Annotated in this window: 21 protein-coding genes and 2 pseudogenes; 13 read left to right on the top strand and 10 right to left on the bottom strand. The window is 41.3% G+C overall.

Annotated elements, in window-relative coordinates; translation table 11 throughout:
• The first annotated feature begins 54 nt into the window (after positions 1–54).
• The 5 genes and pseudogenes from AAHJ11_RS21355 to AAHJ11_RS21335 all read left to right on the top strand — a co-directional run bounded on the left by AAHJ11_RS21355 (position 55) and on the right by AAHJ11_RS21335 (position 3,103).
• Complete coding sequence (locus AAHJ11_RS21355) at positions 55–525, top strand: Lrp/AsnC family transcriptional regulator (protein WP_004299136.1); 471 nt, start codon at positions 55–57, stop codon at positions 523–525.
• A gap of 216 nt (positions 526–741) precedes the next feature.
• Positions 742–1,368 carry a CatB-related O-acetyltransferase gene (locus AAHJ11_RS21350; RefSeq protein WP_259021549.1) on the top strand — a complete coding sequence of 209 codons (627 nt, stop codon included), beginning with the start codon at positions 742–744 and terminating at the stop codon, positions 1,366–1,368.
• 16 nt (positions 1,369–1,384) lie between these two features.
• Positions 1,385–1,486, top strand: a pseudogene (locus AAHJ11_RS21345) (alpha/beta hydrolase); the annotation flags it as partial.
• 196 nt (positions 1,487–1,682) lie between these two features.
• Positions 1,683–2,639, top strand: coding sequence for a GNAT family N-acetyltransferase (locus AAHJ11_RS21340; RefSeq protein ID WP_320978856.1), 957 nt, complete (start codon positions 1,683–1,685; stop codon positions 2,637–2,639).
• A gap of 2 nt (positions 2,640–2,641) precedes the next feature.
• Positions 2,642–3,103 (top strand): DUF3795 domain-containing protein, encoded by a 462-nt coding sequence (locus AAHJ11_RS21335; protein WP_320978861.1) that lies wholly within the window; start codon positions 2,642–2,644, stop codon positions 3,101–3,103.
• 20 nt (positions 3,104–3,123) lie between these two features.
• On the opposite strand, the gene AAHJ11_RS21330 is transcribed toward AAHJ11_RS21335, so the two are convergent.
• From AAHJ11_RS21330 to AAHJ11_RS21315, 4 genes and pseudogenes are all read right to left on the bottom strand, one after another.
• Positions 3,124–3,342 (bottom strand): hypothetical protein, encoded by a 219-nt coding sequence (locus tag AAHJ11_RS21330; protein ID WP_148365777.1) that lies wholly within the window; start codon positions 3,340–3,342, stop codon positions 3,124–3,126.
• Positions 3,343–4,050: 708 nt separating this feature from the next.
• Positions 4,051–4,929, bottom strand: coding sequence for a hypothetical protein (locus tag AAHJ11_RS21325; RefSeq protein WP_320978857.1), 879 nt, complete (start codon positions 4,927–4,929; stop codon positions 4,051–4,053).
• 280 nt (positions 4,930–5,209) lie between these two features.
• Positions 5,210–5,383 (bottom strand): annotated as a pseudogene (locus tag AAHJ11_RS21320) (zinc ribbon domain-containing protein); the annotation flags it as partial.
• Entirely contained in the window at positions 5,380–5,796 is a 417-nt protein-coding gene (locus AAHJ11_RS21315; protein WP_196993573.1) for a DUF3788 domain-containing protein, read from the bottom strand. The pseudogene AAHJ11_RS21320 and the gene AAHJ11_RS21315, both read right to left, overlap by 4 nt.
• Before the next feature lie 196 nt (positions 5,797–5,992).
• On the opposite strand from AAHJ11_RS21315, the gene AAHJ11_RS21310 reads away from it, so the two are divergent.
• Entirely contained in the window at positions 5,993–6,613 is a 621-nt protein-coding gene (locus tag AAHJ11_RS21310; RefSeq protein ID WP_320974589.1) for a hypothetical protein, read from the top strand.
• Positions 6,614–6,644: 31 nt separating this feature from the next.
• On the opposite strand, the gene AAHJ11_RS21305 is transcribed toward AAHJ11_RS21310, so the two are convergent.
• Both AAHJ11_RS21305 and AAHJ11_RS21300 read right to left on the bottom strand, forming a co-directional pair.
• Positions 6,645–7,352 (bottom strand): LytTR family DNA-binding domain-containing protein, encoded by a 708-nt coding sequence (locus tag AAHJ11_RS21305; RefSeq protein WP_320974590.1) that lies wholly within the window; start codon positions 7,350–7,352, stop codon positions 6,645–6,647.
• Positions 7,349–8,356 carry a sensor histidine kinase gene (locus AAHJ11_RS21300; RefSeq protein ID WP_148365767.1) on the bottom strand — a complete coding sequence of 336 codons (1,008 nt, stop codon included), beginning with the start codon at positions 8,354–8,356 and terminating at the stop codon, positions 7,349–7,351. Before AAHJ11_RS21300 ends, AAHJ11_RS21305 begins: the two co-directional genes overlap by 4 nt.
• Positions 8,357–8,586: 230 nt before the next feature.
• On the opposite strand from AAHJ11_RS21300, the gene AAHJ11_RS21295 reads away from it, so the two are divergent.
• The 3 genes from AAHJ11_RS21295 to AAHJ11_RS21285 are packed head-to-tail and all read left to right on the top strand — an operon-like array spanning position 8,587 to position 14,217.
• Complete coding sequence (locus AAHJ11_RS21295; protein ID WP_148365765.1) at positions 8,587–9,690, top strand: efflux RND transporter periplasmic adaptor subunit; 1,104 nt, start codon at positions 8,587–8,589, stop codon at positions 9,688–9,690.
• Positions 9,691–9,699: 9 nt separating this feature from the next.
• Positions 9,700–12,843, top strand: coding sequence for an efflux RND transporter permease subunit (locus tag AAHJ11_RS21290; RefSeq protein WP_148365763.1), 3,144 nt, complete (start codon positions 9,700–9,702; stop codon positions 12,841–12,843).
• Positions 12,844–12,855: 12 nt separating this feature from the next.
• Positions 12,856–14,217, top strand: coding sequence for an efflux transporter outer membrane subunit (locus AAHJ11_RS21285; protein WP_320983195.1), 1,362 nt, complete (start codon positions 12,856–12,858; stop codon positions 14,215–14,217).
• Positions 14,218–14,260: 43 nt separating this feature from the next.
• Here the strand turns inward: AAHJ11_RS21285 and AAHJ11_RS21280 are convergent, their stop codons facing one another.
• Positions 14,261–15,106, bottom strand: coding sequence for a hypothetical protein (locus AAHJ11_RS21280; protein WP_320978862.1), 846 nt, complete (start codon positions 15,104–15,106; stop codon positions 14,261–14,263).
• A 223-nt stretch (positions 15,107–15,329) separates the two neighbouring features.
• Between AAHJ11_RS21280 and AAHJ11_RS21275 the strand changes: the two genes are divergently transcribed.
• Positions 15,330–16,637: a hypothetical protein gene (locus tag AAHJ11_RS21275; RefSeq protein ID WP_195649980.1), complete on the top strand. Its 1,308-nt coding sequence runs from the start codon at positions 15,330–15,332 to the stop codon at positions 16,635–16,637.
• 58 nt (positions 16,638–16,695) lie between these two features.
• Here AAHJ11_RS21275 and AAHJ11_RS21270 read toward each other — a convergent pair whose 3' ends face one another.
• Positions 16,696–18,825: a cation:proton antiporter gene (locus AAHJ11_RS21270; RefSeq protein ID WP_195649979.1), complete on the bottom strand. Its 2,130-nt coding sequence runs from the start codon at positions 18,823–18,825 to the stop codon at positions 16,696–16,698.
• A gap of 300 nt (positions 18,826–19,125) precedes the next feature.
• Here AAHJ11_RS21270 and AAHJ11_RS21265 point away from each other — a divergent pair, with 300 nt between their 5' ends.
• From AAHJ11_RS21265 to AAHJ11_RS21255, 3 genes are read left to right on the top strand one after another with little or no spacing between them, the layout of a single operon-like run.
• On the top strand, positions 19,126–20,235 hold the full coding sequence (locus AAHJ11_RS21265) for an efflux RND transporter periplasmic adaptor subunit (RefSeq protein ID WP_217721338.1): 1,110 nt from the start codon (positions 19,126–19,128) through the stop codon (positions 20,233–20,235).
• A gap of 6 nt (positions 20,236–20,241) precedes the next feature.
• Complete coding sequence (locus tag AAHJ11_RS21260) at positions 20,242–23,349, top strand: CusA/CzcA family heavy metal efflux RND transporter (protein WP_320974594.1); 3,108 nt, start codon at positions 20,242–20,244, stop codon at positions 23,347–23,349.
• Positions 23,327–24,577: a TolC family protein gene (locus AAHJ11_RS21255; protein WP_320974597.1), complete on the top strand. Its 1,251-nt coding sequence runs from the start codon at positions 23,327–23,329 to the stop codon at positions 24,575–24,577. The genes AAHJ11_RS21260 and AAHJ11_RS21255 overlap by 23 nt, the downstream gene beginning before the upstream one ends.
• Before the next feature lie 103 nt (positions 24,578–24,680).
• Here AAHJ11_RS21255 and AAHJ11_RS21250 read toward each other — a convergent pair whose 3' ends face one another.
• Together AAHJ11_RS21250 and AAHJ11_RS21245 are read right to left on the bottom strand one after the other, a co-directional pair.
• Complete coding sequence (locus AAHJ11_RS21250) at positions 24,681–25,064, bottom strand: MmcQ/YjbR family DNA-binding protein (protein WP_148365754.1); 384 nt, start codon at positions 25,062–25,064, stop codon at positions 24,681–24,683.
• A 21-nt stretch (positions 25,065–25,085) separates the two neighbouring features.
• A complete protein-coding gene (locus tag AAHJ11_RS21245) occupies positions 25,086–25,658 on the bottom strand; it encodes a Crp/Fnr family transcriptional regulator (RefSeq protein ID WP_074557505.1) in 573 nt (190 codons plus the stop codon).
• Between the last annotated feature and the right edge of the window lie 87 nt (positions 25,659–25,745).

Raw genomic sequence — 25,745 nt, 5'->3', positions numbered from 1 at the left:
AATAATATAGTTGCGTTATTCCTAAAAATCACCTTTTAGAAGAATATTTTTCTTATGGATACTTTTGATAAACTGGATAGAGTCGATTTGCAAATACTCCGTACTTTGCAAGAAAACGCCCGATTGACAACCAAAGAGTTGGCCGCACGGGTGAGTCTTTCTTCAACTCCTGTTTTTGAACGTCTTAAACGGTTGGAGAGTGGAGGATATATAAAGAAGTATATTGCCGTATTGGATGCGGAAAAGCTGAATCAGGGATTTGTTGTATTCTGCAGTGTGAAGCTTAGACGGCTGAACAGGGATATAGCAGCCGAGTTTACGCGGATCATACAGGATATTCCCGAAGTAACCGAATGTTATAACATATCAGGTAGTTATGATTACCTGTTGAAGATTCATGCTCCCAATATGAAATACTATCAGGAGTTTATTCTGAATGTGTTGGGGACGATTGATAGCTTGGGATCATTGGAAAGTACGTTTGTGATGGCGGAAGTGAAGCATCAATATGGAATACATATTTAATTCTTTGTGTAATAGTATGAAATTTATCTTGTATATTTGCTATGTAATATAAATCCTTTTCTGCTGACACAATGAAATGGCAACTTTGTAAATAGCTTCGCCCATACGGATTGTAACAATAGAAAGTTCTGCTGTTACAACTGTTTGTGATTTAACGTAAATCACAAGTTATTTTATTTATTCTATTCAATAAACCATATAAAAGTAGCTATTACAATGAATTCGAACATATATCCTCGTACCAATGATTTTCAGACTATTTACCTGAATACGGTGATTAAGAATCCTGCTATTATCGTAGGTGATTATACAATATACAATGATTTTGTAAATGATCCGGTTCTTTTTGAGAAGAACAATGTTTTATATCATTATCCGATTAATAAAGATCGCTTGATAATAGGAAAATTCTGCTCCATAGCCTGTGGAGCTAAGTTTCTTTTCAACAGTGCAAATCACACATTGAATTCTTTATCCAATTATACATTTCCTATCTTTTTTGAGGAATGGAATTTAGATAAGGGAGATGTAACTTCTGCCTGGGATAATAAAGGAGATATAGTAATAGGTAATGATGTCTGGATTGGATATGAAGCTGTTATCATGGCAGGAGTACATATTGGAAATGGGGCAGTCATTGCGTCGCGGGCAGTGGTTACTAAAGATGTTCCTCCTTATACGATAGTAGGTGGGACACCGGCCAAAGAAATCCGGAAGCGTTTTGATGAGAATACGATTGCCCAATTGCAGAAATTGCAATGGTGGGATTGGAGTATTGAGAAGATATCCGAATGTATACCTTATATTACAGGTGGAAAGATTGAAGAACTGATAAAAAGATAAATGTTACATCATAGACATGAAGAAACTAATTATTGTATTTGTTCTTTTATTATCAGCACTCTCTTGTTTCTCACAAACAGAATTTACAACTTGCCTTTTTGATACTTCAAGAAACAGGGCTCATGGAAACACGTATGCCAAATTGGGAAAGGGGAGTGGCAAATATTCTTTTCACTATTTCCTGATGTTTATCCATAAACAGAACTAATTACGTAACTGCTTACGTATTTTTACGGAAAATGTTTGTTCATATGATGAAAAGCTGATATATTTGCGTAATCAATTACGTATTTAGTAACGCAACTAATAAAAACATGGACTTTTTTAATCAGACGGGCAAATTAGCCATCGGTAGCAGATTACGCATGTTGACCGATAAAATAACAGTAGATGCGGCCGCCATCTATAAAATGTTTGGAGTAGACCTCAAACCGAAATGGTTTCCTGTATTTTTTGTATTATCGCGTGGGGAGGCAAAAACCATTACGTCCATAGCCAAAGAGATTGGTCATTCTCATCCTTCCGTGAGTAATATTATTAAAGAAATGGTAGCTAAAGGATTAGTGAAAGAGACAAAGGACAAATCCGACGGGAGAAGAAACATGGTCATGTTATCTGCCAAAGGAAAAAGAATGTCCGACTCTTTTTCGGAACAGTGCATAGATGTTACGGCAGCTATTGAGCAAATCACGCAGCAAACCCGGAATGATCTTTGGAAAGCTATCGAAGAATGGGAGAATCTTTTGTCGGATAAATCCCTGTTGGAGCGGGTGAAGGAAGCGAAAAAGGAACGAGAGAGTAAGGACATCCAAATAGTTCCTTATGAACCTTGCTATCAATCTGCCTTCCGGACTCTTAACGAAGAGTGGATAACTGCTTATTTTCGGATGGAAGAGGCCGATTACAAGGCTTTAGATCATCCAAAGGAATATATTCTGGATAAGGGAGGAGTTATTTTGGTGGCTCTTTATAAAGATGAACCGGTCGGTGTATGTGCTTTGTGCAAGATGGATCATCCGCTTTATGATTATGAGTTGGCCAAACTGGCTGTCAGCCCTAAGGTTCAGGGCAAAGGTCTCGGAGTACTACTTTGCGAAGCCGTTGTCAATAAGGCGAAGGAGCTTGGTGGTAAAAGAATCTTTATAGAGAGCAATACGCGTCTGAAACCGGCTATCCATATTTATCATAAGTTAGGCTTCAAGGAACTTCCCGAATATCACACGACTTATGAAAGAGGAGATATACAGATGGAATTAATGATTGAAGAGTGAAAATGAAAAAGGTGGATGGTGAATTTATTAAGGGGCGCATTGCCCCTTGTGGACTGCATTGCGGAAAATGCTTTGCTTTTGCCGATGGAGATATTTCTTATCACAGCGGTGAACTCAAGAAGGCATTAGGCAATTTTGATGTCTATGCACAACGTTTTGTAGAGATGCTTGATGAGCCTGTCTTTGCAAAGTACCCCGATTTTAAAGAGTTTTTAAATCATTTGTCCGTGGCGACTTGTCAGGGGTGCAGAAAAGAAAAATGCAAGTTGTTCAAAAACTGTAATGTTCGTGTATGCAGCGAAGAGAAGCAAGTGGATTATTGCTTCCAGTGTAGCTGTTTTCCTTGCGAGAATACAGGTTTTGATGAACATTTATATAAGAGATTTGTAGTCATCAACAAACGGATGCAAGAGATTGGAATAGAAAAATATTATGAAGAGGTAAGGGATTTACCTCGCTATTAATTTATGGCTTTCTCTCTGCTTCATTCCAGTTCCTGTGCATAAATGTTGATGGCGCGTAATGCCTTTAATATTTCAGTCGGGGTGATCCCCTGACATTCTATTCTCAACACTTTTTCCCAATCCTCCATATCTACATTCCATTTGTAGATTTGGGGACATAGGGTGAAAAGCGCTGCGATATGTTTGATATCCCGTACATTCTTTACCGAGGTGCGAAAAATTAGTATTTGCTCTTCCATAGTTACTATCGATTACTTTTGTTTTCTGTGCAAAGGTAAGTTTAAACAGGGTTCTGTATAGGATTATTCGACGAACGCCCTGATTTCTCATGACGAAATAAGTAATATGGGAGATTAACTTCATATAGCTATCCTTTCTGAAGAATGGAATATTTAAACAGCCGAGAAGGCAATAAATGTGATCCGAATTACGGGAAGCCTAGAAAAAACGCAGCATTTGCAGGTGTGAATTTTATTATTATTTTGTTTCAGGTAAATTGTAACCCCAATGATTTTTATTTCATCATTTTTATTCTATATGAGAGATTTATTCGTGTGATTTTAATCATTATGCTATTTGTCTTCTCATTTGAATTTATGATAAACTAGGAGAAAAAAGATTCAAAATTGACATTTAATGGGTTTCTCACCGATGAAAGACACGTTCCTCGGTGAGAAAAGACATGTTCCTCGGTGAGGGACTTCTCGTTGGTTTAAAACCAATAGACGTTTCTTTAGTAAGGGAAGATGCATATCTCATGCTTTTTTATACAAAAAGAGGCTGCATTTCTGCATATTATTGCACTTGCTTATGCAATTTATTTTCCAGTTTGTCATTTTTCACACAACGATGTCTTAGGATAATCTTAAGAATGGGACATTAGTATGTAAAATGAGTGTTTTTGTCGCATTTTCTTGTGGAAAGAGATTGAACTACTAATCTAATTCTTAATGAGCTAGTGTACCGATATAAATACATTCTATTTTCAGAAGAGAACCAGCATTAATATTTTCTGCTTCCAACTGTTCTTCTACAAATGTTTTATAATGTTCTGTCATGTCTTCTATCATCCAAAAAGGAACCGGACCTATATCTCGTGTCGTCGTTTTCTTTTCTTTGGAGGTATCGGGGCGTTCAGGAGATTGGAGTTTTAAATTATATGTTTTTCCATTATCAATAGTAACTTGAAAGGAATAACCGGATTCTGATAATAAGCGGACGAATGTTCCCTGTTTTGGTGAGGCAGTTTCTGTTGCGGAAGTAATAATCTTCACAGTACCAGCTTCTTTCGTATCAAAGGAAAATGTTATGCGTCCTGTAGGTTGTACAATGATGGATGATTCTTCCTGTATCTTATCCATAACCTCTTCTTCCAACTTTTTTATCGTCTCTTTCTGTTGATCAGTCAGTCCGCTATCATCTATTCCTGTGATTCTTCCTTTTACATCTTGTACAGCGAAAGATTGTCTGGCATTGACAACCTGTACACCTATTTTTATTCTTCTTCCATCAGCATCTTTCACTATCAATGAGGTTGTGCCTAGTTTTACAGGACTGATATGAATGTCATTACTTTCATCTAAAGAGGCGGTCGCTATTTGCTTATCGTCTATTTCAACGGTGAAAGGCATTGTGCCGCCTATAATCCCTAGTTTAGTACCTGTTAGGATTGATATATTGACATTGTTTACGGGAGTCTCTGTGAGTACTTCCCAATATTCAAATACGAAAAACTTGTCAGTTTCATCATCACTGCATGAGTGAAATACAGGTAAAGAACATAGCAGAATAAATAATAAACTAAGTTTTGTCAGTTTTGTTTCCATAGTATTTTTCTTTTATTTTGCAAATATAGTTATAATTTTCGTGAACCAAGTCAACTGCACCAAATTTATAGGATACCCTGTTTTTTTCAAAAAGTTCTATATCTCCTCTATAAATAAAGGGCACGTATTCTCTCCACTGTCTTCTCTGTTAGAAGTCGGTATATTAATTTCCTTTTCCAACTTTCTAACTCAAACCTAAGAGTAGAGGTGGGACGGTTCATATACATCTCAAAACTAAAGGTACCTTTATGATGTTGCTTGGAGTAATTGGTCAGTCTGTAATCATTTCCGACATCGGAATGTCAACGATATATTTTCCGTCTTTCAGACAGTAATAGCAATATTCATCACTTCGCGAACCGTCGGAGTTAGTACCCAGATATTTCTCTACATCAAAGCGGAGAGGCATCCCGCAACTTTGACAATACCTCTTATTTATTTCTGATTCAATCATCGGTTGGGTTTTCGTTTGATAGATAGGAGCCGCTCTATATCATTAAATAAAGAAGTATCTTTTAATTCGAACATAAGCCACTTCCCATCATGGAAAGTGGTCGTCTCATCATATATCTTTTGAGCCGCATTGGAGAACATTTCTCGCATGGATTCGAATTTAGTGCGTTCATCTTTACCTAAAATAACCATGAACCCAATCGTTTGCTCTTTGGCGTATAGGGCACATAGAGTTTTTCCGCCTCTGCGATATTTGTATTCGTAGGTCCATTTTTTTCCTCCATGATTCCACATTTGTTCCATATTGTACTTCTGTTCGATAAGTTGGCGAAGTGAAGTCCATAGATCATAAAGTTCCTTACCTGTCAAGGCTTCCAAAGTTTCGGGAGTTGGGATTTGAAAAGTTTCTTTCATGGCATTCCGTATTTACTTTTGATTATCTACATCACAAAGGTAGACTGAATTTCTAATAGATCGTTGTCCAATATAGGCATTTTAGGCAGTGCAACTGAACAAACTGTCCCGAAATTAATTTATTTTGTAGAAGTGGGATATTGATGTATAACCTTTATCTTTGCATTAATTTAAAACAAAGCAAAATTTAAAGAAAATGAAAACAATGCTATTAGCGGTAGGCACTCTGTGCCTCATGGCAGGTTGCTCGTCGAAAATGAGCAGTTCTAAAGGAATTGTAAGTGATGCAACCATGAATACGGTAACGATTGTCACCGATAAGAATGATACCCTTTCATTCAGTACGATGGATGCGAATAAAGAAGAAGTCAACGGTTTACTTCTGAATGATACGCTGGAAGTGTTTTATACAGGAAAATATACACCGGGGATGTCGGCTTCCAAACTAGTTCAGTATCCGCAATCTCCGCTTGTGGGAGGTGACCGGGATGAACATGGCTGTATCGGCTCTGCCGGATACGTATGGTGTGAAGTGCAAAAAGACTGTATCCGCTTATTTGAGAAAGGGATTCGTACAGAAGCGGTGGATGGCAGCGGCATTTCAGCTTTCATTGTCTTTGGTCCCGATTCTACACAGCTGGAACTTTTCTTCTCCAATAATCAGCCCAATGAAATATTGGAAAGGCGTGGACTGCTTTCAGGAGGTTATGCATGGAACGTGGAAGACGATGATACGAAAAATGTACGCTTGATAGATGGCTTGTGGACAATCAGCCAAAGAGATAAATTAATTTATACCCAGAAAGCCGGGAGCTGATTTAAAAAGCTCCGGTATTCTGTAGATTTGTTTATAGCGTCATATTCCTGGCCGTCAATGTGGCATAGACATTTTCTGCATATTGTCTTCCTATGGGGATTACAATCCGGCATCCGGTCAGGTTTATTTCCCGTTTAGAGAACCGTTCCACCTTATTAACCGGAATGATATAGGAGCGGTGCGTACGTAGAAAAGCCTTTTCGGGTAACATCTCCTGAATACTTTTCAGACTTGTGCGCGATAATATATAGTTGCCGTTTATACGGAATATTTTCGTATAATTCTCCATTGCTTCGATATAAAGAATATCGGAGATAGGGATGGATATGTTATTGTATTCTTGTTTGATTATGATGTTTTCCGGTACTTTATGCTGGCGTGCTTCAATAAGGACAATCGCTTTCTCAACAGCTTTTTCAAATCGTTCATAAGCAAAGGGTTTATGCAGGAAATCCACGGCATCGAGGTCGAAGCCATCCAGTGCATACTGTGCATGGGCTGTCGTAAAAATAAGGCAACTTTCGGGAGGAAGCGCATGGGCAATATCTAGTCCGTTGGTACTGTTCATTTCAATATCCAGAAAGACCAGATCCGGTTTGCGCCGGGCTATTTCTCGCAGTCCGGTCAGCGGTTCGCTGAAAGTAGTAAGTTCCAGTCCTCCTTTTCGTTCGCAAAACTGGCTGATGATGAGCAATGCAATCGGTTCGTCGTCAATAGCGATACAAGTAAGCTTTTTCATCGTAGTTGAATGTTAAGATAGGTTTTGAAACATCCGTTTTCTTCTTTTGTAATCAATGCAAAGCGGCTGGGATAAAGAAGCTCCAGTCGTTTACGGCAATTGTCTATTCCGATGGCATGAGGATTTTTGTGGTTCTTCTTCATAATCATATTCTCGGTTTCAAAGTTTAGCAGGCCCTCCTTTACAATGATACGAATAAGAATTGTACAGTCCGTGTCGGACGAAACGCCGTATTTGAAACTGTTCTCGACAAAAGTAATGAGAATCATCGGAGGAATCTGTATCTGTTCGTCATCCATCTCGGTTTCAAATACCACTTTCGTATGCTTGTTTAAACGCAAAGATTGCAGGTCAACGTATTGGCGTATATATTCTACTTCATTGCTTATGGAAATCAGATCTGAAGTAGTCTGGGCATACATATATTTCAGAATATTGGAAAATTTGATAAAGGCGGATTCTGTTTTGTCCGACTTCGTAAGTACCAGCCCGTAGAGAGCATTTAATGTATTAAAAAGGAAGTGCGGATTGATTTGTGCCTTGTAGAGAGCCAGCTCCGCCTTGTTCTTTTCTGCTTCAATCTCCTGTTTGGAAAGAATTTGCCGGAAAAGTTCAAAGATCAGTTCTATGGAAAGGCTGAACCCCGTCACTACCAGAAAAAAGAACCACACAGTCTGCGCCCGCATGTGTTGCCGGGTTTTATGCATTATCGGATCTATATTGTCGGGTTCCGGTGGATATGGAAAGTGGGTTAGCAACCATGTGATGAAGATAAGCGATAGCATGAGCAGTAAGATATGTCCGAACTTCCGTTGCATGAAAAGCATCGGTAGTTTCACTTTACGGTAGATGAAGTACAGACCGTAAAGATAGGCAATCAGGGTCAGCATAAAGACCGTGTGGTGTACAATCCATTTGTCTACCGGCACTAGCATGATGATGGGCGGCATGATTACCAGACAGAAAAGCAAGTCGATGTAAACAGGTATATTAGTACGTTTCATATTCTTCTCATTGCTCGTTTAACTCCCGGAAGTATATTTTCTCACTTCTTTGCAAAGATAAAAGATTGTTCTGAAACCCCAAGCATTCCCTTTTGTCGTTCGTCATCATATTCTTGCCGTTCGTCACTACATTCTTATTTTATTGTTTGATAATTCTTAGATTTGGTCAGTCGCGTTTTTTATGGAATAATGGGTTATAAATCATTAACAATCATTTAAATATAGCTACAATGAAACAACTAATCATTTTTGCCTTGGTTTGTTTGCCTCTGTTATGTGCTTGTGGAGGTTCGCAACAGAAAAAGGCAGAGGCCACGTACAAAACACTTACCGTAACACAAAGTGACCAGATTTTAAAATCCGATTATACAGCTACGTTACGAGGGCGGCAGTATGTTGAAATTCGTCCGCAGGTGAGTGGCATTATTACCGGAATATGTATCAATGAAGGGGATCCTGTCCATAAAGGGCAGACACTTTTCATTATCGACCAGGTTCCTTATAAAGCAGCGTTGGAAACAGCAGTTGCCAATGTAAAAAGCGCGGAAGCCAAGCTTGCCACTGCTAAATTGACAGCAGATAGTAAAGCTGAACTTTACAAAGAACAGATTGTGTCCGAATTCGATCTGCAAACAGCCCGTAATGAACAAGCGGCGGCAGAAGCGGCATTGGCACAGGCTAAGGCACAGGAAGTGAATGCGCGCAATGACCTTTCTTATACCGAAGTGAAAAGTCCGGTGAACGGAGTCGCCAGCATGATTCCTTATCGGGTAGGGGCGTTGGTGAGCAGCAGTATCACCGAGCCGTTAGTCACTGTTTCGGACGACAGCGAAGTATACGCCTATTTCTCCATGACGGAGAATCAGATACTCGACTTTGTACAACAATATGGCTCACTTAAAAAAGCGATAGAAAACATGGACGAAGTGGAGCTGACTATGAGCAATGGAAAAACCTATTCCCATACCGGAAAGGTAGACGCTATCAGCGGTACGGTGGATGAAGGAACCGGTGCTGTTGGACTGCGGGCTGTTTTTGCCAACCCCGACCAGTTCCTGCGTAACGGTGGAAGTGGTAAAGTAGTAGTTCCTACTATAAAGAAAGGATGTATCATTATTCCGCAAGCGGCTACTTACGAATTGCAGAATCGTATATTTGTATATAAAGTGGTCGACGGTAAAGCGAAATCAACCCCGGTAGAAGTGTTCCGGTTGAATAACGGTACTGAATATATCGTTGAAACAGGACTTGAGCCGGGTGATGTTATTATAGCCGAAGGTGCCGGACTGGTGCGTGAGGGAACAGTAATCAAGAGTGATCCGACTAAAGAATAAGATGCCGTTATGAAAATCAGAACATTTATAGACCGGCCTATTCTCGCAGGAGTAATTTCGGTCGTTTTTCTTATCATCGGATTGATAGGACTTTCGCAGCTTCCTGTTGAACAGTTTCCTGAAATTGCACCTCCTACCGTCAGCGTTTCCGCTACCTATACCGGTGCTAATGCGGAAACAGTACAGAAGAGTGTAGTCGTGCCATTGGAAGAAGCGCTCAACGGGGTAGAGAACATGATGTACATGACCTCTTCCTCTACCAATAACGGTTCAGCGAGAATCACCATTTACTTCCGTCAAGGGACCGACCCCGATATGGCGACAGTTAATGTGCAGAACCGTATTGCTACGGCACAAGGATTATTACCGGCAGAAGTCACCCGCAGCGGTATCACCGTCCGTAAGCGCCAGACAAGTAATATCAAAGCATTGGCATTGTATAGCCCCGACAACACGTTCGATGAAAGCTTTCTGAATAACTATCTGAAAATCAATATCGAACCCCGTCTTTCACGTATTGCCGGTGTGGGTGAGGTGAATGTGATGGGAGCGGACTATTCGTTGCGTATCTGGCTTGATCCTGCCAAGATGGCTAAATATGGATTGGTTCCGTCCGACATCACGACGGTACTTGACGAACAGAATCTGGAAGCCCCTACGGGAACGCTTGGCGCCGAATCGAAGAATACTTTTCAGTATGTATTGAAATATCGCGGACGTTATGAAGAAGAAAAGGATTATGGCAATCTGGTAATCCGTTCGCAGGCAGGAGGCGAGGTGCTACGGCTGAAAGATGTGGCACGTATCGAATTGGGTGCCAACTCTTATACATACATCGGTGAAGTGAACGGGCATCCCGGCTCCAACTGTATGATTGCGCAGACTTCCGGTTCGAACGCCAATGAGATTATTAAGGAAATAGATAAGGTGACAGCAGAGATCGCTCAAGGATTGCCTAAAGGAATGGAGCTGGTAGACCTGATGAGTTCGAAAGATTTTTTGGATGCATCCATTAAGAATGTGATCAAAACCTTGATTGAAGCCATTCTGTTAGTGGTACTTGTGGTTTACGTTTTCCTGCAAAATTTGCGGTCTACGTTTATTCCGGCCATTTCTATCATCGTTTCCCTTGTGGGTACTTTTGCTTTTCTCTATGCCGCAGGTTTCAGTCTGAATATGTTGACGTTGTTTGCACTGGTGTTGGTTATCGGAACGGTGGTGGATGATGCTATTGTTGTGGTGGAGGCGGTGCAGGCAAAGTTCGATGAAGGATATAAATCGGCTTACCGGGCCACCATTGATGCCATGGGGGGCATCACCTCGGCACTGGTAACTACCACCTTTGTCTTCATGGCGGTATTTATTCCCGTATGTTTTATGGGAGGAACTACCGGAACGTTCTACACCCAGTTCGGACTGACCATGGCTGTTGCCGTAGCAATATCTCTAATTAACGCGTTAACTTTAAGTCCCGCTCTCTGCGCACTGATAATGACACCGCACATGGAGGCTGCGAAAGGGGAGAAGTTGAGTTTCTCATCCCGTTTCCACATGGCATTTGATAGTGCTTTTCATCGGTTGGTACTGAAATACAAGAGTGGCGTATTTTTCATGTTGAAACGTAAATGGCTGGCAGGAGCATTGTTGTTAGTCGCTTGTGCGGGATTGTTCCTTCTGATGAAAACCACCAAGACCGGGTTGGTTCCTCAAGAGGATATGGGAACTATCTTTGTAGATGTGCGTACTTCACCCGGAAACAGTCTGGAAGAAACCAAAAGTGTAATGGACGAAATAGATAAGCGTATTCATGACATACCGCAAGTCAGAATGTTTTCTAAAGTGACGGGTAACGGTATGATAAGCGGTCAGGGGGCATCGAACGGTATGTTTATCGTCCGTCTGAAACCGTGGGATGAACGTACGGAAAAGGAAGACGGTATCAATGCTGTTATTAACGAGATTTACCGGCGTACGGATGACATTTCTTCTGCGCAAATTATGGCTTTTGCACAACCGATGATTCCCGGGTATGGGGTAAGTAGTGGTTTTGAAATTTATATCCAGGACCAGAAAGGCGGTTCGGTAGAAGATTTGCTGAAATACACCCGTCAGATGATTGACGCGTTGAATGCCCGGCCTGAAATCGGACGTGCTTCGACTTCGTTCGATACAAAATATCCTCAATTCCTGGTAGAAGTGGATGCCGCCCTTTGTAAGCGGAATGGAGTGTCACCTTCGGATGTATTGAGTACTTTGTCCGGCTATATCGGTGGTAACTATGCATCCAATATGAACCGTTTCTCCAAACTTTACCGTGTAATGGTGCAGGCTTCACCGGAATTCCGTTTGGATACCGAAGCATTGAATAATATGTTTGTCCGCAATTCCAACGGAGAGATGTCTCCTGTCAGTCAGTATCTCACTTTGACACGAGTCTACGGTGCAGAGTCGCTGACGCGTTTCAATCTGTTCTCTGCCATCTCCGTCAATGGTGCTCCGGCAGATGGTTACAGTTCCGGACAAGCTATTCAGGTGGTACGTGAAGTTGCGGAACAAGTGTTGCCGGCAGGTTATGGCTTTGAGTTCGGAGGTATGTCACGTGAAGAATCCTCCACAGGGAATACCACCACACTGGTATTTATCATCTGTGTAGTCTTTATCTATCTTATTCTTTGTGCGCTCTACGAAAGTTTGTTCATTCCGATTGCGGTGATTCTTTCTGTACCATTCGGACTTGCCGGAAGCTTCCTTTTCGCCAAGATGTTCGGGCTGGAGAATAATATCTATTTACAGACAGGTTTGATTATGCTGATCGGCTTGTTGTCGAAGACAGCTATTCTGCTTACGGAATATGCTTCCGAACGCCGCCGTCAGGGAATGACAATCACACAAGCGGCTGTTTCGGCTGCACAAGTCCGTCTGCGTCCAATTCTGATGACTTCTCTTACGATGATATTCGGTATGCTACCGATGATGTTTGCATCGGGAGTAGGAGCAAACGGTAATATTTCCATCGGTGTAGGAACCGTAGGTGGAATGTTGATCGGTACGGTTGCTCTGTTGTTTATCGTACCTGTATTGTTTATCGTATTCCAGTATCTTCAGGAAAAACTGATGCCGGCACGTAAACCGGAAGAGTTGGAGAATCTTTAATTGTTGAAGTGTATGAAAAAGATAATAATATGTTTATTCCTGTCGGCCGGATTGAGCGGTTGTCATGTGTACCGGACTTATGAACGTCCGGATATGACGGTTACCGACAGTCTTTACCGGCAGCCGGTGGTTGCAGCGGATACCGCTTCCATTGCTTCCCTTTCGTGGAAGGAACTGTTTACCGACCCGCAACTGCAACAACTGATTGAAACGGGTATCGCGAATAATACCGATTTGAATATCGCCCGTTTGAAAGTGAAAGAAGCAGAAGCATTACTGCTTTCTTCCAAGTTGGCTTATTTGCCTTCTGTATCGCTCACTCCGCAAGGAACATTGAGTAGCGTGGATGGTTCGAAAACCTCCAAGACCTATGATCTGGCAGCATCGGCAGACTGGGAACTGGATATTTTCGGAAAGTTGACCAATGCCAAACGAGGAGCCAAAGCCGCCCTCGAACAGAGTGAAGCCTATAGGCAAGCGGTACAGACACAACTGGTAGCAACGATTGCCAATAGTTACTATACCCTGTTGATGCTTGATAAGCAACTGGATATCACCCGTCGCACGGCTGAAACATGGGATGAGAACCTGCGTGCAATGAAAGCATTGAAAAGAGCCGGGCAAACGACGGAAATGGCTGTTGCCCAAACAGAAGCGAGCAAGCTATCGGTAGATGCCTCTGTACTTTCTATTGAACAGCAAATCAGTGAAATGGAGAATTCTCTTTCCGCCCTGTTGGGTATGGCTCCGCAGCTGATAACACGTTCTACGCTTGACAACCAGCGTTTCCCGGAATCCCTTTCAACCGGAGTACCGTTGCAATTGTTGCACCGTCGTCCGGATATTCGTCAAAAGGAAGCTGAACTGGCTGGGGCTTTTTATGCAACGAATCAGGCACGTTCTGCTTTTTATCCCTCTATCACGTTGAGTGGTTCCGCAGGATGGACAAACTCGGCAGGTGGCGCTATAACCAATCCCGGACAGTGGTTGCTTTCCGCTGTCGGCTCATTGGTTCAGCCACTTTTCAATCGCGGGCAGAATATTGCTAATCTGAAAGTAGCGAAAGCACAACAGGAAGAGGCGTTACTCACCTTCCGCCAAAGTTTGCTTGATGCAGGAACGGAAGTAAACGATGCGTTGGTGCAATGGCAGAAGGCGCAAGGCCGTTTGGCACTCTCCAAACAGCAGGTCACTTCGCTTCAGTCCGCGGTGCGTAGTTCCGAACTGTTGATGCGGCACAGTTCGCAAAACTATCTGGAAGTACTTACTGCCCGTCAGACTCTTTTGCAGGCGGAATTATCCGTCGCTTCCAATCATTTTGATGAAATACAGGGAGTTATTAATCTTTATCATGCATTGGGAGGAGGATACTGATTGATAATAGATGGATTAAAACAAAATTGTTAATAAGTTGATATCAAAGATGCTGAATATATAAACTCCCATCATAATCTTTGTATTTAGCATCTTTGTATATATCAACCAGTTGATTACTGTAATCAAGGATTATATCTGTGGAGGTTTGGGATAAATTGGTCGCCAGAATACCACTTCCCAAAATACCGGGATTACATAATACACTGTCTTTCCTTATTGAATTCATGGTAAGCTTTACACCTGTGTAATCTTTGATGCCGGCCTTTTCCAGACTGGATGTAATATAGTTGTCCAAAGATGCTTTATCATCTCCGGTCATGAATCCATACCATAATAAACACTTCATTCCTAATAGAGTAGCCTGTATCAGGACATCGAGATAGGTTACTCCAGAATTTCCTTTCTTGTCTATTTCGTAAGGATCGATATGGATGAAAGAGGATGTGGGAAGTGAAGGCAGTAGCTCTATGGTACCTCTCGAAGAGTCGGTATGATGTATCTCTACAGAGGCACTTAATCCGATTTGTTTGGCATAGGTACCCACATTCTCCAGTGCACTCTTTTCTAAATCAAAGAATACAAACCTTTTTGCTTGCTTCCCTAATACATTCATAGCCAAGGCAGGTGAACCTAAATAATTTCCTTTTGCCATCTCTCCGCTTTCCAGTTGGTAATATACGGAATCCTTTAGAGATGGGACCTCATCCGCTTTCTCCAGGAAATGATAGATGCCATATTGCTGCTCCGGGGTTTGTGTCATCGGATAGATGGCACATGCCGAATTGGTCTCTACATATACTTGCGGAGTTTCATTCTTGAGTACTTCACAGAGTATCAGATGTTTCAAGACATCGGGTTGTTTTGCGAAATGAGTGTAAGTTGCCATATCGGTGTATTTAGGAATTAACCAATTCATGAATCGAAGTCGCACCAATAGCTTCGGAATTTGGCATGGTGCTTCCTTTCTTTAAATGTTCTTTGTGAATTACATAATTCTACAAATATAAACAGATAGGATAATACGGGAAAATAAAAGGGTACTTTTTATCTGAAATCATTATGGACAAATTGTATTTTTAGTTAGCTTTGTAGAAATAAAACAAAGAATTATGAAAATGAAAGTCTTGCTATCTGCCATTGTATTTACGCTCTATACTGTTTCCTATGCTCAGAATATGAAAATGATTGATACTAGTGTGCCTAAAAAAGATAAAAAGGAGGCTGTGGTAGTTGAATATGATTCGTTAACTAATATACGCCCTTATAAAGATGCTTCCTATTATAAACAATTTGTTGGGCAAAGTATTTTGTTCTATCCCCGGAATCCAAATTCTTCGGAATCACTACCTAAGTATTATGCTAATTTTCTAACTTCTAATGAGCAGGTTGTTGCCATTGACACTATTTGGCGAAAAAAAAGATCTAACCCTAAACCTAAAGATTATAAATTAAATCAAATAACCTCCAAGAGATATAAACCTCAGTTGGTGAAGGATGGTTATGTTACTTTATGTGCTTCTTTTCACGATATACTTGAACAAGGATATAGGATTTTTCCATTTGAAATATATAGAGCAACGAATCATTCTATGGAAAAACATGATGGCATTTTCACACCTTATAATGAGATAGAAGGCAGGACTTTTAAAATTTTAGATATAGAGCTGTCTGATGCCGGAGTTGAAAAAAACACAATTTTTGCACTACAGTCTGAAGAAGGTGATACTCTTTATTGGTATGCTAAACGTGGTGAGTATGATGGATTCAATTATACTAGGCAACACTATCCTGTCATTGTATTAGGATTTATGGATAAAATGAAACAGTTGTATTTGAATAAAGACATATACATTAAAAATATTCATCCGATTAATAAATATAAATGTATGGAAATAGCCTATTCAGGCAGTGAAGATACTTATATGGTTCCTTCATTTGTTCTGAAGAATGATAGTGCCGATTTGATAATGCCATTATGTGAGAGTCCATCTCTATTTTCATACGAAGTAAGCATATTTGATAATCAGAAAAGAATGACTCAGATGTATTTCTATAATTTGGATGTTGTCGAAGCAGACGTTTATGAGGAAACAATGGAAAGAGAAAGACTTGCTAAAGAGGAATTATTGATGAAGGAAAAGTTAGCACAAGAAGAGGCAAAGAAGTTAGCTAGTATAAAAAGACAACAGAGAACTAAAGAATTATATAAGAAATACGGAAAAGCTACGGCGGACTTGATATTAAAAGGCCAAGTGTGTATTGGGATGACTAAGGCTATGGTTCTGGAATCATGGGGGCATCCTTCGGGTGGCATTAATAAAACTACTGGTGCATGGGGGACACATGAACAATGGGTATATGGAATGGGACAATACTTGTATTTTGAGAATGGAAAATTGACAACTATACAAAATTAGTCTGTTCTTGTTTAGTATAAGCAGCCTGTAATTTTAACAAGGTAGGCACTATGAAATATCAGTCTTTCTTAAACCACCTGTAAACCCATTTACCCACCTTTTCATAATGCCGGGTTTCGGTATCAGTGTATAGTTTAGAGAAGAATGATGTATCTAATGGTTCTCCCGATTGGTTAGGATATAATACGATTAAGCTATTGTTGGAGAAGTACTTACTAAGCTGTCTCGGTAGTTTCTCAAAAGAACTGTCGTAAGAGAGAGTTCCCGGTCGTGCACTGATAATAACTAATAAATGGTCGTAGCTTACTTGTCCCGTCAGCACCAGCAAGTCATTCCAATCTTCCAAAAGGGAGAAATCGGTAAGTGTCTGCTTATGCCGCTTTTTTATCCACGTTTGCAGGCGTATGGTTGTTTTTTCATTGGCAAAGAAATGTACCCGGCATCCGAGGGTACTTCCCATTCGACAGAAATGTTCCATCCAATGAGGAAAACCGGATTCGTATTCGGCTTTAGGAGGGACGGCAATGACAATTCGTTTGATTGTATGGACTGGTATTAGAAACTTAGAAATAATTATCTCACAGTTTAATCCATTCAATAAATGTTCGGCAAGTATTCCAAAGTATGAGTCTGTGATATTTTTCTTACGATGCAGACCGGTGATAATACTTGTGATCTCATTTTCCTTGACTGAATGTATAATGCCGGAAGCTATATTCAAATCATACCGTGTGACTTTCTTCAGTGGTACATTTGCTTCTGTTGCTGTCATTTCCGCTTTTTCCAGGTAATATTTGCTTCGAAGTCGTAGATTATCGGAATTATTATTGTCGTTGATTACATTGAGGGCCAGTAGATTATCTTTCAATTTAGAATCACGTATGATTAGAGACAGATTCACCATGTCCTCGATAGTGTCCGGGTTGGCTATGGATACTAAAATCTTCTCTGTTTCTTTTGAAGATTCATTTTCCGATAGTGAGTCATCCATTGCCACTTTTCTGGCTGCCCGTTCGGTAATCAGTGAACTCACTACGCAAGTGACCAGGATAAGCAAGACTGTGCCGTTTAGTACATCATCATTCAGCAAGCGCTCGCCGGTGGGCAGAATAATGTTATATCCGACCAATACGGCTGCCAATGTGGCTGCTGCCTGTGCGTTACTTAAACCATACATCAGGTTTCGTTCAAGAACAGACATCTTGTATATCTTTTGTGTCAGCCAGCACGCAATCCATTTGCCTGTCAGTGCCATGGTTATCATTACGGCAGCAACTTTTAAAGCATCCCCATGTCCGAAAATAACCCGTAGGTTGATTAACATTCCTACTCCGATAAGGAAATAAGGAATGAAGAGGGCATTACCGACGAACTCTAAATGATCCATCAATGGAGAAACGTGCGGAATGAGTCGGTTGAGTACTAATCCGGCGAGGAAAGCTCCCAAAATACCTTCCATACCTACAAGTTCCATCAGTCCTGCTCCTAAAAAGACCATTGCAAGCACAAAAATGAACTGCATCACGTTGTCATTGTATCGGTGGAAGAACCAGCGACCGATGCGTGGGAAGAAATAAATGATAAGTGCTCCTAGAAAGATTACTTTTACTACTAGCCAAATCCAGAATAAACCACCGGTTTCTCCTTTGAATAATCCGCCTATAACGGCTAGTACCAACAGCGTGAGCGTATCCGTCACCGCCGTTCCTCCTACAGCAATACTTACACTACGATGGCGGGATATACCGAAGCGGGTGACGATGGGATAGGCAACGAGTGTGTGGGAGGCATACATACTGGCTAGCAGCACAGAAGTGATTACGCCGTATTTCAGATAAGATATATTTGCCACGAACCCAATCCCGATGGGAATGATGAAAGCCAGTAATCCCAGTACTAATGCTTTGTTTCGCGTCTCTTTGAAGTCTCCCATGTTCATTTCCAGACCGGCCAGAAACATGATGTAATAAAGCCCGACTTTGCCGAATAACTGAAAACTGCTATCACGTGCCAGGATATTAAATCCATGTTCGCCAATAGCCAATCCCGCCAGGATCATACCGATAATATGAGGAATGCGCAGCTTATTCAATAATATCGGAGCAAACAAAATAATTAGGAGTACAAGGAGAAATATCCATGTAGGGTCGGTGATAGGGAATGTTAAATCAAGGCCAATCCAATCCATAATTTGATGAGTTCGTGATATTTGTTCCGCAAAATAACCTAAAAAAAAGCTTCTAAAAAAGGATTAGTTAATAAAATTAGTCATTTATTTTTTCTTCAGATTCATGATCGATGGAATGAAGAATGCGAGTGTCCCTGTTATCACAATTGCAATACCGCATATAGCAAAGAGATTGGCTATACCGATAGCATGACTCTAATAAAATTCTAATAGCGTTCTAACAAATCTCTAACAGGCTTCCGGAATACCTCCACTTACCTTTGCATCCGAAAAAGAATGCTAACAATATTTTTATGGATGATGATGAAAAAGAAAAATTTGCAAATGCTTTTAATTTGCGGTGCATTGCTAGTTACCGCATGCAAGAGTAAATCAAAGGAAGAACAACAGAGTGGTTATCGTATGGAAGGTGACACAGTACAGATCACAGACCGTTTTTTATCTGAAAAGATAAAAGTGGCTGAGGCCAGACTTGAACCTTATTCCAAAGAAGTGATTACTTCCGGTGTGGTACGTCCTATTCCTACCCGTTATGCCTGCATTGCTTCCCCTTTTGCAGGAAGAGTTATAAAATCGTATATACAAATCGGACAACAGGTGAACCGGGGAACCCCTTTGTTTGAAATCAGCTCACCGGATTTTACTACGGCACAAAAAGAATACTTCCAGGCATTATCGTCACGTGAGCTGGCTAAGAAAGATTTAAAGCGCAAAGAAGACCTGATAAAGAACGGAGTTAGTTCGCAGAAAGAACTGGAAGAAGCACAAAATGCTTTGCTTATTGCCGACAAAGAGTTTGAAAATGCGTCTGCTGCACTGGAAGTATATCAGGTAGAGCATCCGGAGAATATGACACTGGGACAGCCCCTTGTGGTGCGTTCGCCTATTTCGGGCGAAATTATAGAGAATAATATTGTGACCGGACAATACCTGAAAGATGATATCGAACCTGTTGCGATAGTGGCAGATTTGTCGGAAGTATGGATTGCCGCCCAAGTGAAAGAAAAAGACATTCGGTTTATCAATGCAGGCAGTAGTCTGGATATAGAAGTGTCGGCCTTACCGGGGAGGGTGATTAAAGGTAACGTCTATCATGTGGAAGAGGCGGTTGACGAAGATACAAGGTCTATCAAAGTACTTTCGGTTTGTGATAATTCGAAGAAACATTTGAAATTGGGTATGTATACTACCGTCCATTTTCTTAGTGCTCCCATTGAACAGATTCAGATTTCGGAGAGCGCATTGTTGCAGGGAGAGAAAGACAGTTATGTGTATGTGCAGGTTACTCCGGATATCTTTGTAAGAACACCGGTGAAGGTAGAAGCGACCAAAGATGGATTTGCTGTGATAAATGATGGATTGCATCCGGGAGATAAAGTCATCAGTGAAGGAGGATATTATTTAAAATAGGAGATTATGAAGAAGGATTTGATGCTTTCAATTATACAGAAAAGATGGATCATGCTTTGTCTGTTTGTGATGATGTGTGTGTTCGGATATTACTCATGGACACAACTTTCAATAGAAGCCTATCCGGATATTGCAGATGTCACATCGCAGGTTGTTACCCAAGTGCCGGGACTGGCTGCCGAAGAAGTGGAACAACAGATCACTATTCCTTTGGAACGTGCCATCAACGGTTTGCCCGGTATGCATGTTATGCGTAGCAAAAGTACGTTCGGACTTTCTATGATTACGATTGTATTCAAGGATGGGACAGAAGATTACTGGAGCCGCCAACGGGTACAGGAAAGATTGAATGAAGTGGAACTACCTTATGGGGCAGTCCCCGGACTCGATCCGTTGACGTCACCTGTGGGAGAAGTCTACCGTTATATTATAGAAAGTGACCAACATTCACTTCGTGAACTGACCGACCTCCAGAATTGGGTGGTTATTCCCCGTATCAAAGAAGTTTCAGGAGTGGCGGATGTGACAAATTTCGGAGGTATCACCACCCAGTTTCAAGTAGAAATAGATCCTTATAAACTGGAACAATATCACTTATCCCTTAGTCAGGTTATTGAGGCTATTGAAAATAACAATGCCAATGTGGGAGGCAGCATATTGAATAGGGGAGATCTGGGGTATGTGGTACGCGGTATAGGTTTGATAGAGAATCTGGACGATTTGGGGCATATTGTGGTCACTACAACTTCCGGAGTTCCTGTCTTTTTAAATGATATAGGCTCTTTGAAATACGGTAATCTGGAGAGGAAAGGTGTATTGGGATATACCGATCGTACCCGTGATTATTCGGAAAGTTTGGAAGGGATTGTGCTTCTTCTGAAACATGAAAATCCGTCTAAGGTATTGGATGGCATTCATGCAGCAGTGGATGAATTGAATCATGAAATTTTGCCGGAAGGGGTGCGTATACATACTTTTCTGGATCGTACCAGCCTAGTGGATACAACTTTGGATACTGTTTCCCATACGCTCTTAATGGGGATGGCATTGGTTGTTATTGTGCTTATTTTGTTTTTGGGCAACTGGCGTGGAGCATTACTGGTTTCAATCACCATTCCGGTATCCTTGCTTATCGCTTTTATCCTGATGCATCTTACGGATATCCCTGCCAATCTTCTGTCACTCGGAGCCATAGATTTTGGAATCATAGTAGATGGTGCCATTGTTATGCTGGAAACTATTCTCAAGAAACGTGAGGATTATCCCGAACAGTACATCGAAGAACAAAGTATCGCACAACGAGCCAAAGAGGTAGGACGCCCGATTCTTTTCTCCACCATAGTCATTATTACAGCCTACTTGCCATTATTCGCTTTCGAACGTGTGGAACGTAAACTGTTTACTCCTATGGCATTTACGATGAGTTATGCAATGATCGGAGCACTTTTGGTTGCTCTTCTGCTGATTCCGGGACTGGCTTATGCTATTTATCGTAAGCCGCGCAAGGTCTATAAGAATAAATGGCTGGAAAAATTGAAGGAGAAATATACTGGCGCAATAGTGAAACTCATAGAAAAACCAATAAAGACCATACTCTTTTCATGTTTGATTCTGATTGCAGGTAGCTTGTTAAGTGGTGTTATAGGGAAAGATTTCCTTCCTGAATTGGATGAGGGTTCGATCTGGTTGCAGGTGAATCTTCCTCCCGGCATTTCTGTTGAGAAATCGAGAGAGATGTCCGATACCCTTCGTTTCCGTACGATGAAGTATCCCGAAGTAACTTATATCATGGTTCAGGCAGGGAGAAATGACGATGGTACAGATCCGTTCACCCCTTCGCATTTTGAGGTATCTATCGGGATAAAGCCTTATGATGAATGGCCGAAGGGAAAGACCAAGCAAGATTTGATTCATGAACTGGAAGAAGAATATAAGACACTACCCGGTTTTAGGGTCGGATTCAGCCAACCGATGATAGACGGGGTGATGGATAAAATAGCCGGTGCGCATAGTGAATTGGTTGTAAAGGTATATGGTGAGGATTTTCGGGAAACACGTCGTATTGCGGAAGAAATCACCCGGGCGCTGGGAACGGTGAAAGGTGCCGTTGATTTGGATATTGACCAGGAACCTCCATTACCTCAACTGCAAATCATTATGAATCGGGATGCGATTGCCCGATATGGTCTGAACGTGTCTGATGTGGCTGATTTGATAGAGGTGGCAATCGGAGGGAAAGCTATTGCTCAGCTTTATCAGGGAGACCGTCAGTATGACATTACCTGTAAATATAAAGAAGAAATGCGGGATACACCCGAAAAGATAGCCGGATTGATGCTGACCTCTTCTACCGGAGCTAAAATACCCCTTTCGCAGGTAGCCGAAGTGAAGTTGAGTGTCGGGGAAAGTACGATCACTCGTGAAATGAACAGACGCCACCTGACGGTAAAGTTGAATCTGCGTGGACGCGATCTGGCTTCTTTCTTAAAAGAAGCGCAGAATGTGATCGATGCGAAAGTGAACTATGATAAAAGCAAATATACAGTCAAGTGGGGAGGGGCTTTCGAAAACCAGCACAGGGCTTATACCCGTCTTTCTGTCATTCTTCCGTTGACGCTGATGTGTATGTTTATTTTGCTTTATGCTACGTTCGGGAAGTTCCGGCAAGCCGGTCTGGTATTGTCCATCGTGCCGTTGGCTCTTTTTGGCGGAATGCTTGCACTCAATGTACGCGGTATGACATTGAATGTATCGTCTGCCGTGGGCTTTATTGCCATGTTCGGACTTTCCATTCAAAACGGAATTATTATGGTATCTCAGATAAATAACTTGCGTAAAGGAGGAATGGAACTTCGGAAGTCTGTTATCGAAGGGGCACGTCAACGGTTCCGTCCCATTCTGATGACCTCGGTCACTACGGTACTCGGACTGTTTCCCGCTTCTCTGGCAACCGGAATCGGCAGTGATGTGCAACGTCCTCTGGCAACGGTTATTGTATATGGATTGATGTTCTCCGCACTCATTTCTATGTTTGTGCTTCCGGTTTTCTACTATCTGATTGAGAATAACGTTTTAAATAAAAAGAAGAATGATGAGAAGGAATATACACTTTAATATCTTGCTCCTTTTATTGCTTGTGGAAGCAATATCTGTTCGTGCAGTGGCGCAAATTCCGGACAGTACTCTCTATCAGAGTATCTCTCTCGATGAGTATCTGAAACGGGTAGGGGAAGGTAATCTAAACTATCTGGCAGAGAAATTGAATGTAAGTATAGCTGATGCGGAGATGATTGCGCAAAAAGTGCTTCCTGATCCGGAAGTGGGATTTGAAGCCGGTCATGAGACTTTTTCATTAGGGCTTTCCTATTCACTGGAATTAGGAAACAAACGAGGGGCACGGATAAAGTTGGCACGTAGTCAGATGGAGCTTGAAAAACTAATCCTGGAACAGTCATTTCAGAATTTGAGGGCCGAAGCTGCCAGTCTTTTTTTGGAGGCAATTCTTCAAAGAGAGTTGCTTGAAGTACAGCAAAGTTCTTACCAGTATATGTTGCAATTGAGCCAGTCAGATAGTTTACGTTATGCAGCGGGAGAGATTACAGAGAATGATGCCCGGCAATCAAAGTTGGAAGCTGTCACTTTGCTCAATGCGGTTTATAGTCAGGAAGCTGCCTATCAGTCGGCATTGGTCGTGCTGAATAGACAGATGGGAATGGCTGCGGACACTCTTTATATTCCGTTGGGTAATTGGGATGAATTAAACCGTGAGTTTAATCTTTCGGAGTTGATTAAAGTAGGTCTGGATAATCGCATAGATTTGTTTACGGCTCAAAAAAACACGGAAATTACTTCCCGTGCGTATAAACTGACGAGGGCAGAACGTCGCCCGGATATTGGTCTGTCCGTTTCTTATGAAAAAGACTGGAATCGTTTTTTTCCATCGGCTCGTTCTGCTACGGTAGGAGTGTCTGTTCCTTTGGCTTTCTCGAATATCAATAAAGGGGCCGTTAAGGCTGCTAAATTTCGTATTTCCCAGTCCGAAATTCAGGAGAAAGATATAGAACAACAAATACAGGCAGAGATTATGCAGGCATGGTTCAGTTATGAAGCAGAGAAAAAGAAAGTGGTTCAATTTAAGTCGGGAATGCTTGGAGATGCTCAAAAAGTAATGGATGGGATGGTATATAAATACAAACGCGGTGAAACCAACATTTTGGATGTATTAGTCGCCCAGCGTACTTATAATGAAGTGCAGCAAGAATATCTTGAAACGATGAAAGGATATGCTGTCTCGTTGGTAGAACTGGAAAAGGCTTGTGGCATTTGGGACATACGTTTCTGAAAAGGGAGGATTCTTATCCGGTTCTACATTCTGCAATGACAGTAGAACCGGATATTTATTGTTAGAATACTAAATTGTAATTCTGATACCTGCCAACGAGAGTTTATGGCATTCTGTATCTTTCGCATATTCTATAATATTCTTCCTGTTTTTTCTTGGACAACTTCTTGATGACTTCTTCTACCGAATGATTAATCAGTTCTTTGATAAGTTTGTCGGGCACATCTCCCTCTAAGTATACGGTTATCCAATGTTTCTTATCAGAAAATGGTCCCCAAAAAATATCTCTATACTGTTCTATTAATTCTTCTGCCTTATCAGGAGCACATTTCATATCAGCCCAGAATCTTCCGTTCTTTGGTTGTAATGTGGCAAAAGTGAACATTTTATCCATGACCTTAAAAACCAGGACATTTTCACCAAACGGCATACATTCTGTTGCTCCTTTAACAGACAGGCAATAGTCTCTATACTCCTCTATATTCATGATTTCCCTCTTTGTTCTTTTTCAGAGCATTCGTTTCAGCTTTGCCCTGATCCGGCTCAAACTTACCGGAGTTATTCCCAGATAAGAAGCAAGGCATTCTAATGGCATTCTCTGCAATAACTCCGGATTGTTCCGGATCAGCTTCATATACCGTTCGGATGCATTGGTGAATAATAGGGAAATAAGTCTTTCCTCCGTTTGCATGAATTCGGATTCGGCAAACTTACGTCCCCAGTTGGCGATATGAATGTCTTCTTTGAATAATTCCTGTAAGTCTTTACGCTTCAGTAAATACAACTCCGACTCTTCCATCAACTCCATCGATTCATATCCCTGCTGGTTATCCACATAACTTTTCAGCGAGACAATGGCAGCACCCTCTTTCCCGATCCAGAATGTAACTTCTTTCCCATCCACAGGAATATAAGCTCTGACAATCCCTTTCTCGATAAAAAAGATATTCGTTTCAGTTTTACCGGCTTCCAGTATATGATACCCTTTGGGGTACGTCACTTTAGACAGATGCTTTGTCAATTTATCCATCGAAGCTTCCGGTATCGGGTATATCTTATTGATAATCTCGTGTATATCCATATAACATGAATGTTATGTAGGTCGGCGGCATTGCTGCCGCTTTCCCCATTAAGAACTGTACGTGCGACTTTCACCGCATACAGCTCC

Origin of the sequence: Bacteroides sp. 90-K9/2, from assembly GCF_047310725.1 — a bacterium.
Taxonomy (GTDB): domain Bacteria; phylum Bacteroidota; class Bacteroidia; order Bacteroidales; family Bacteroidaceae; genus Bacteroides; species Bacteroides vicugnae.
This window is presented reverse-complemented; position numbering and strand designations above follow the sequence as displayed.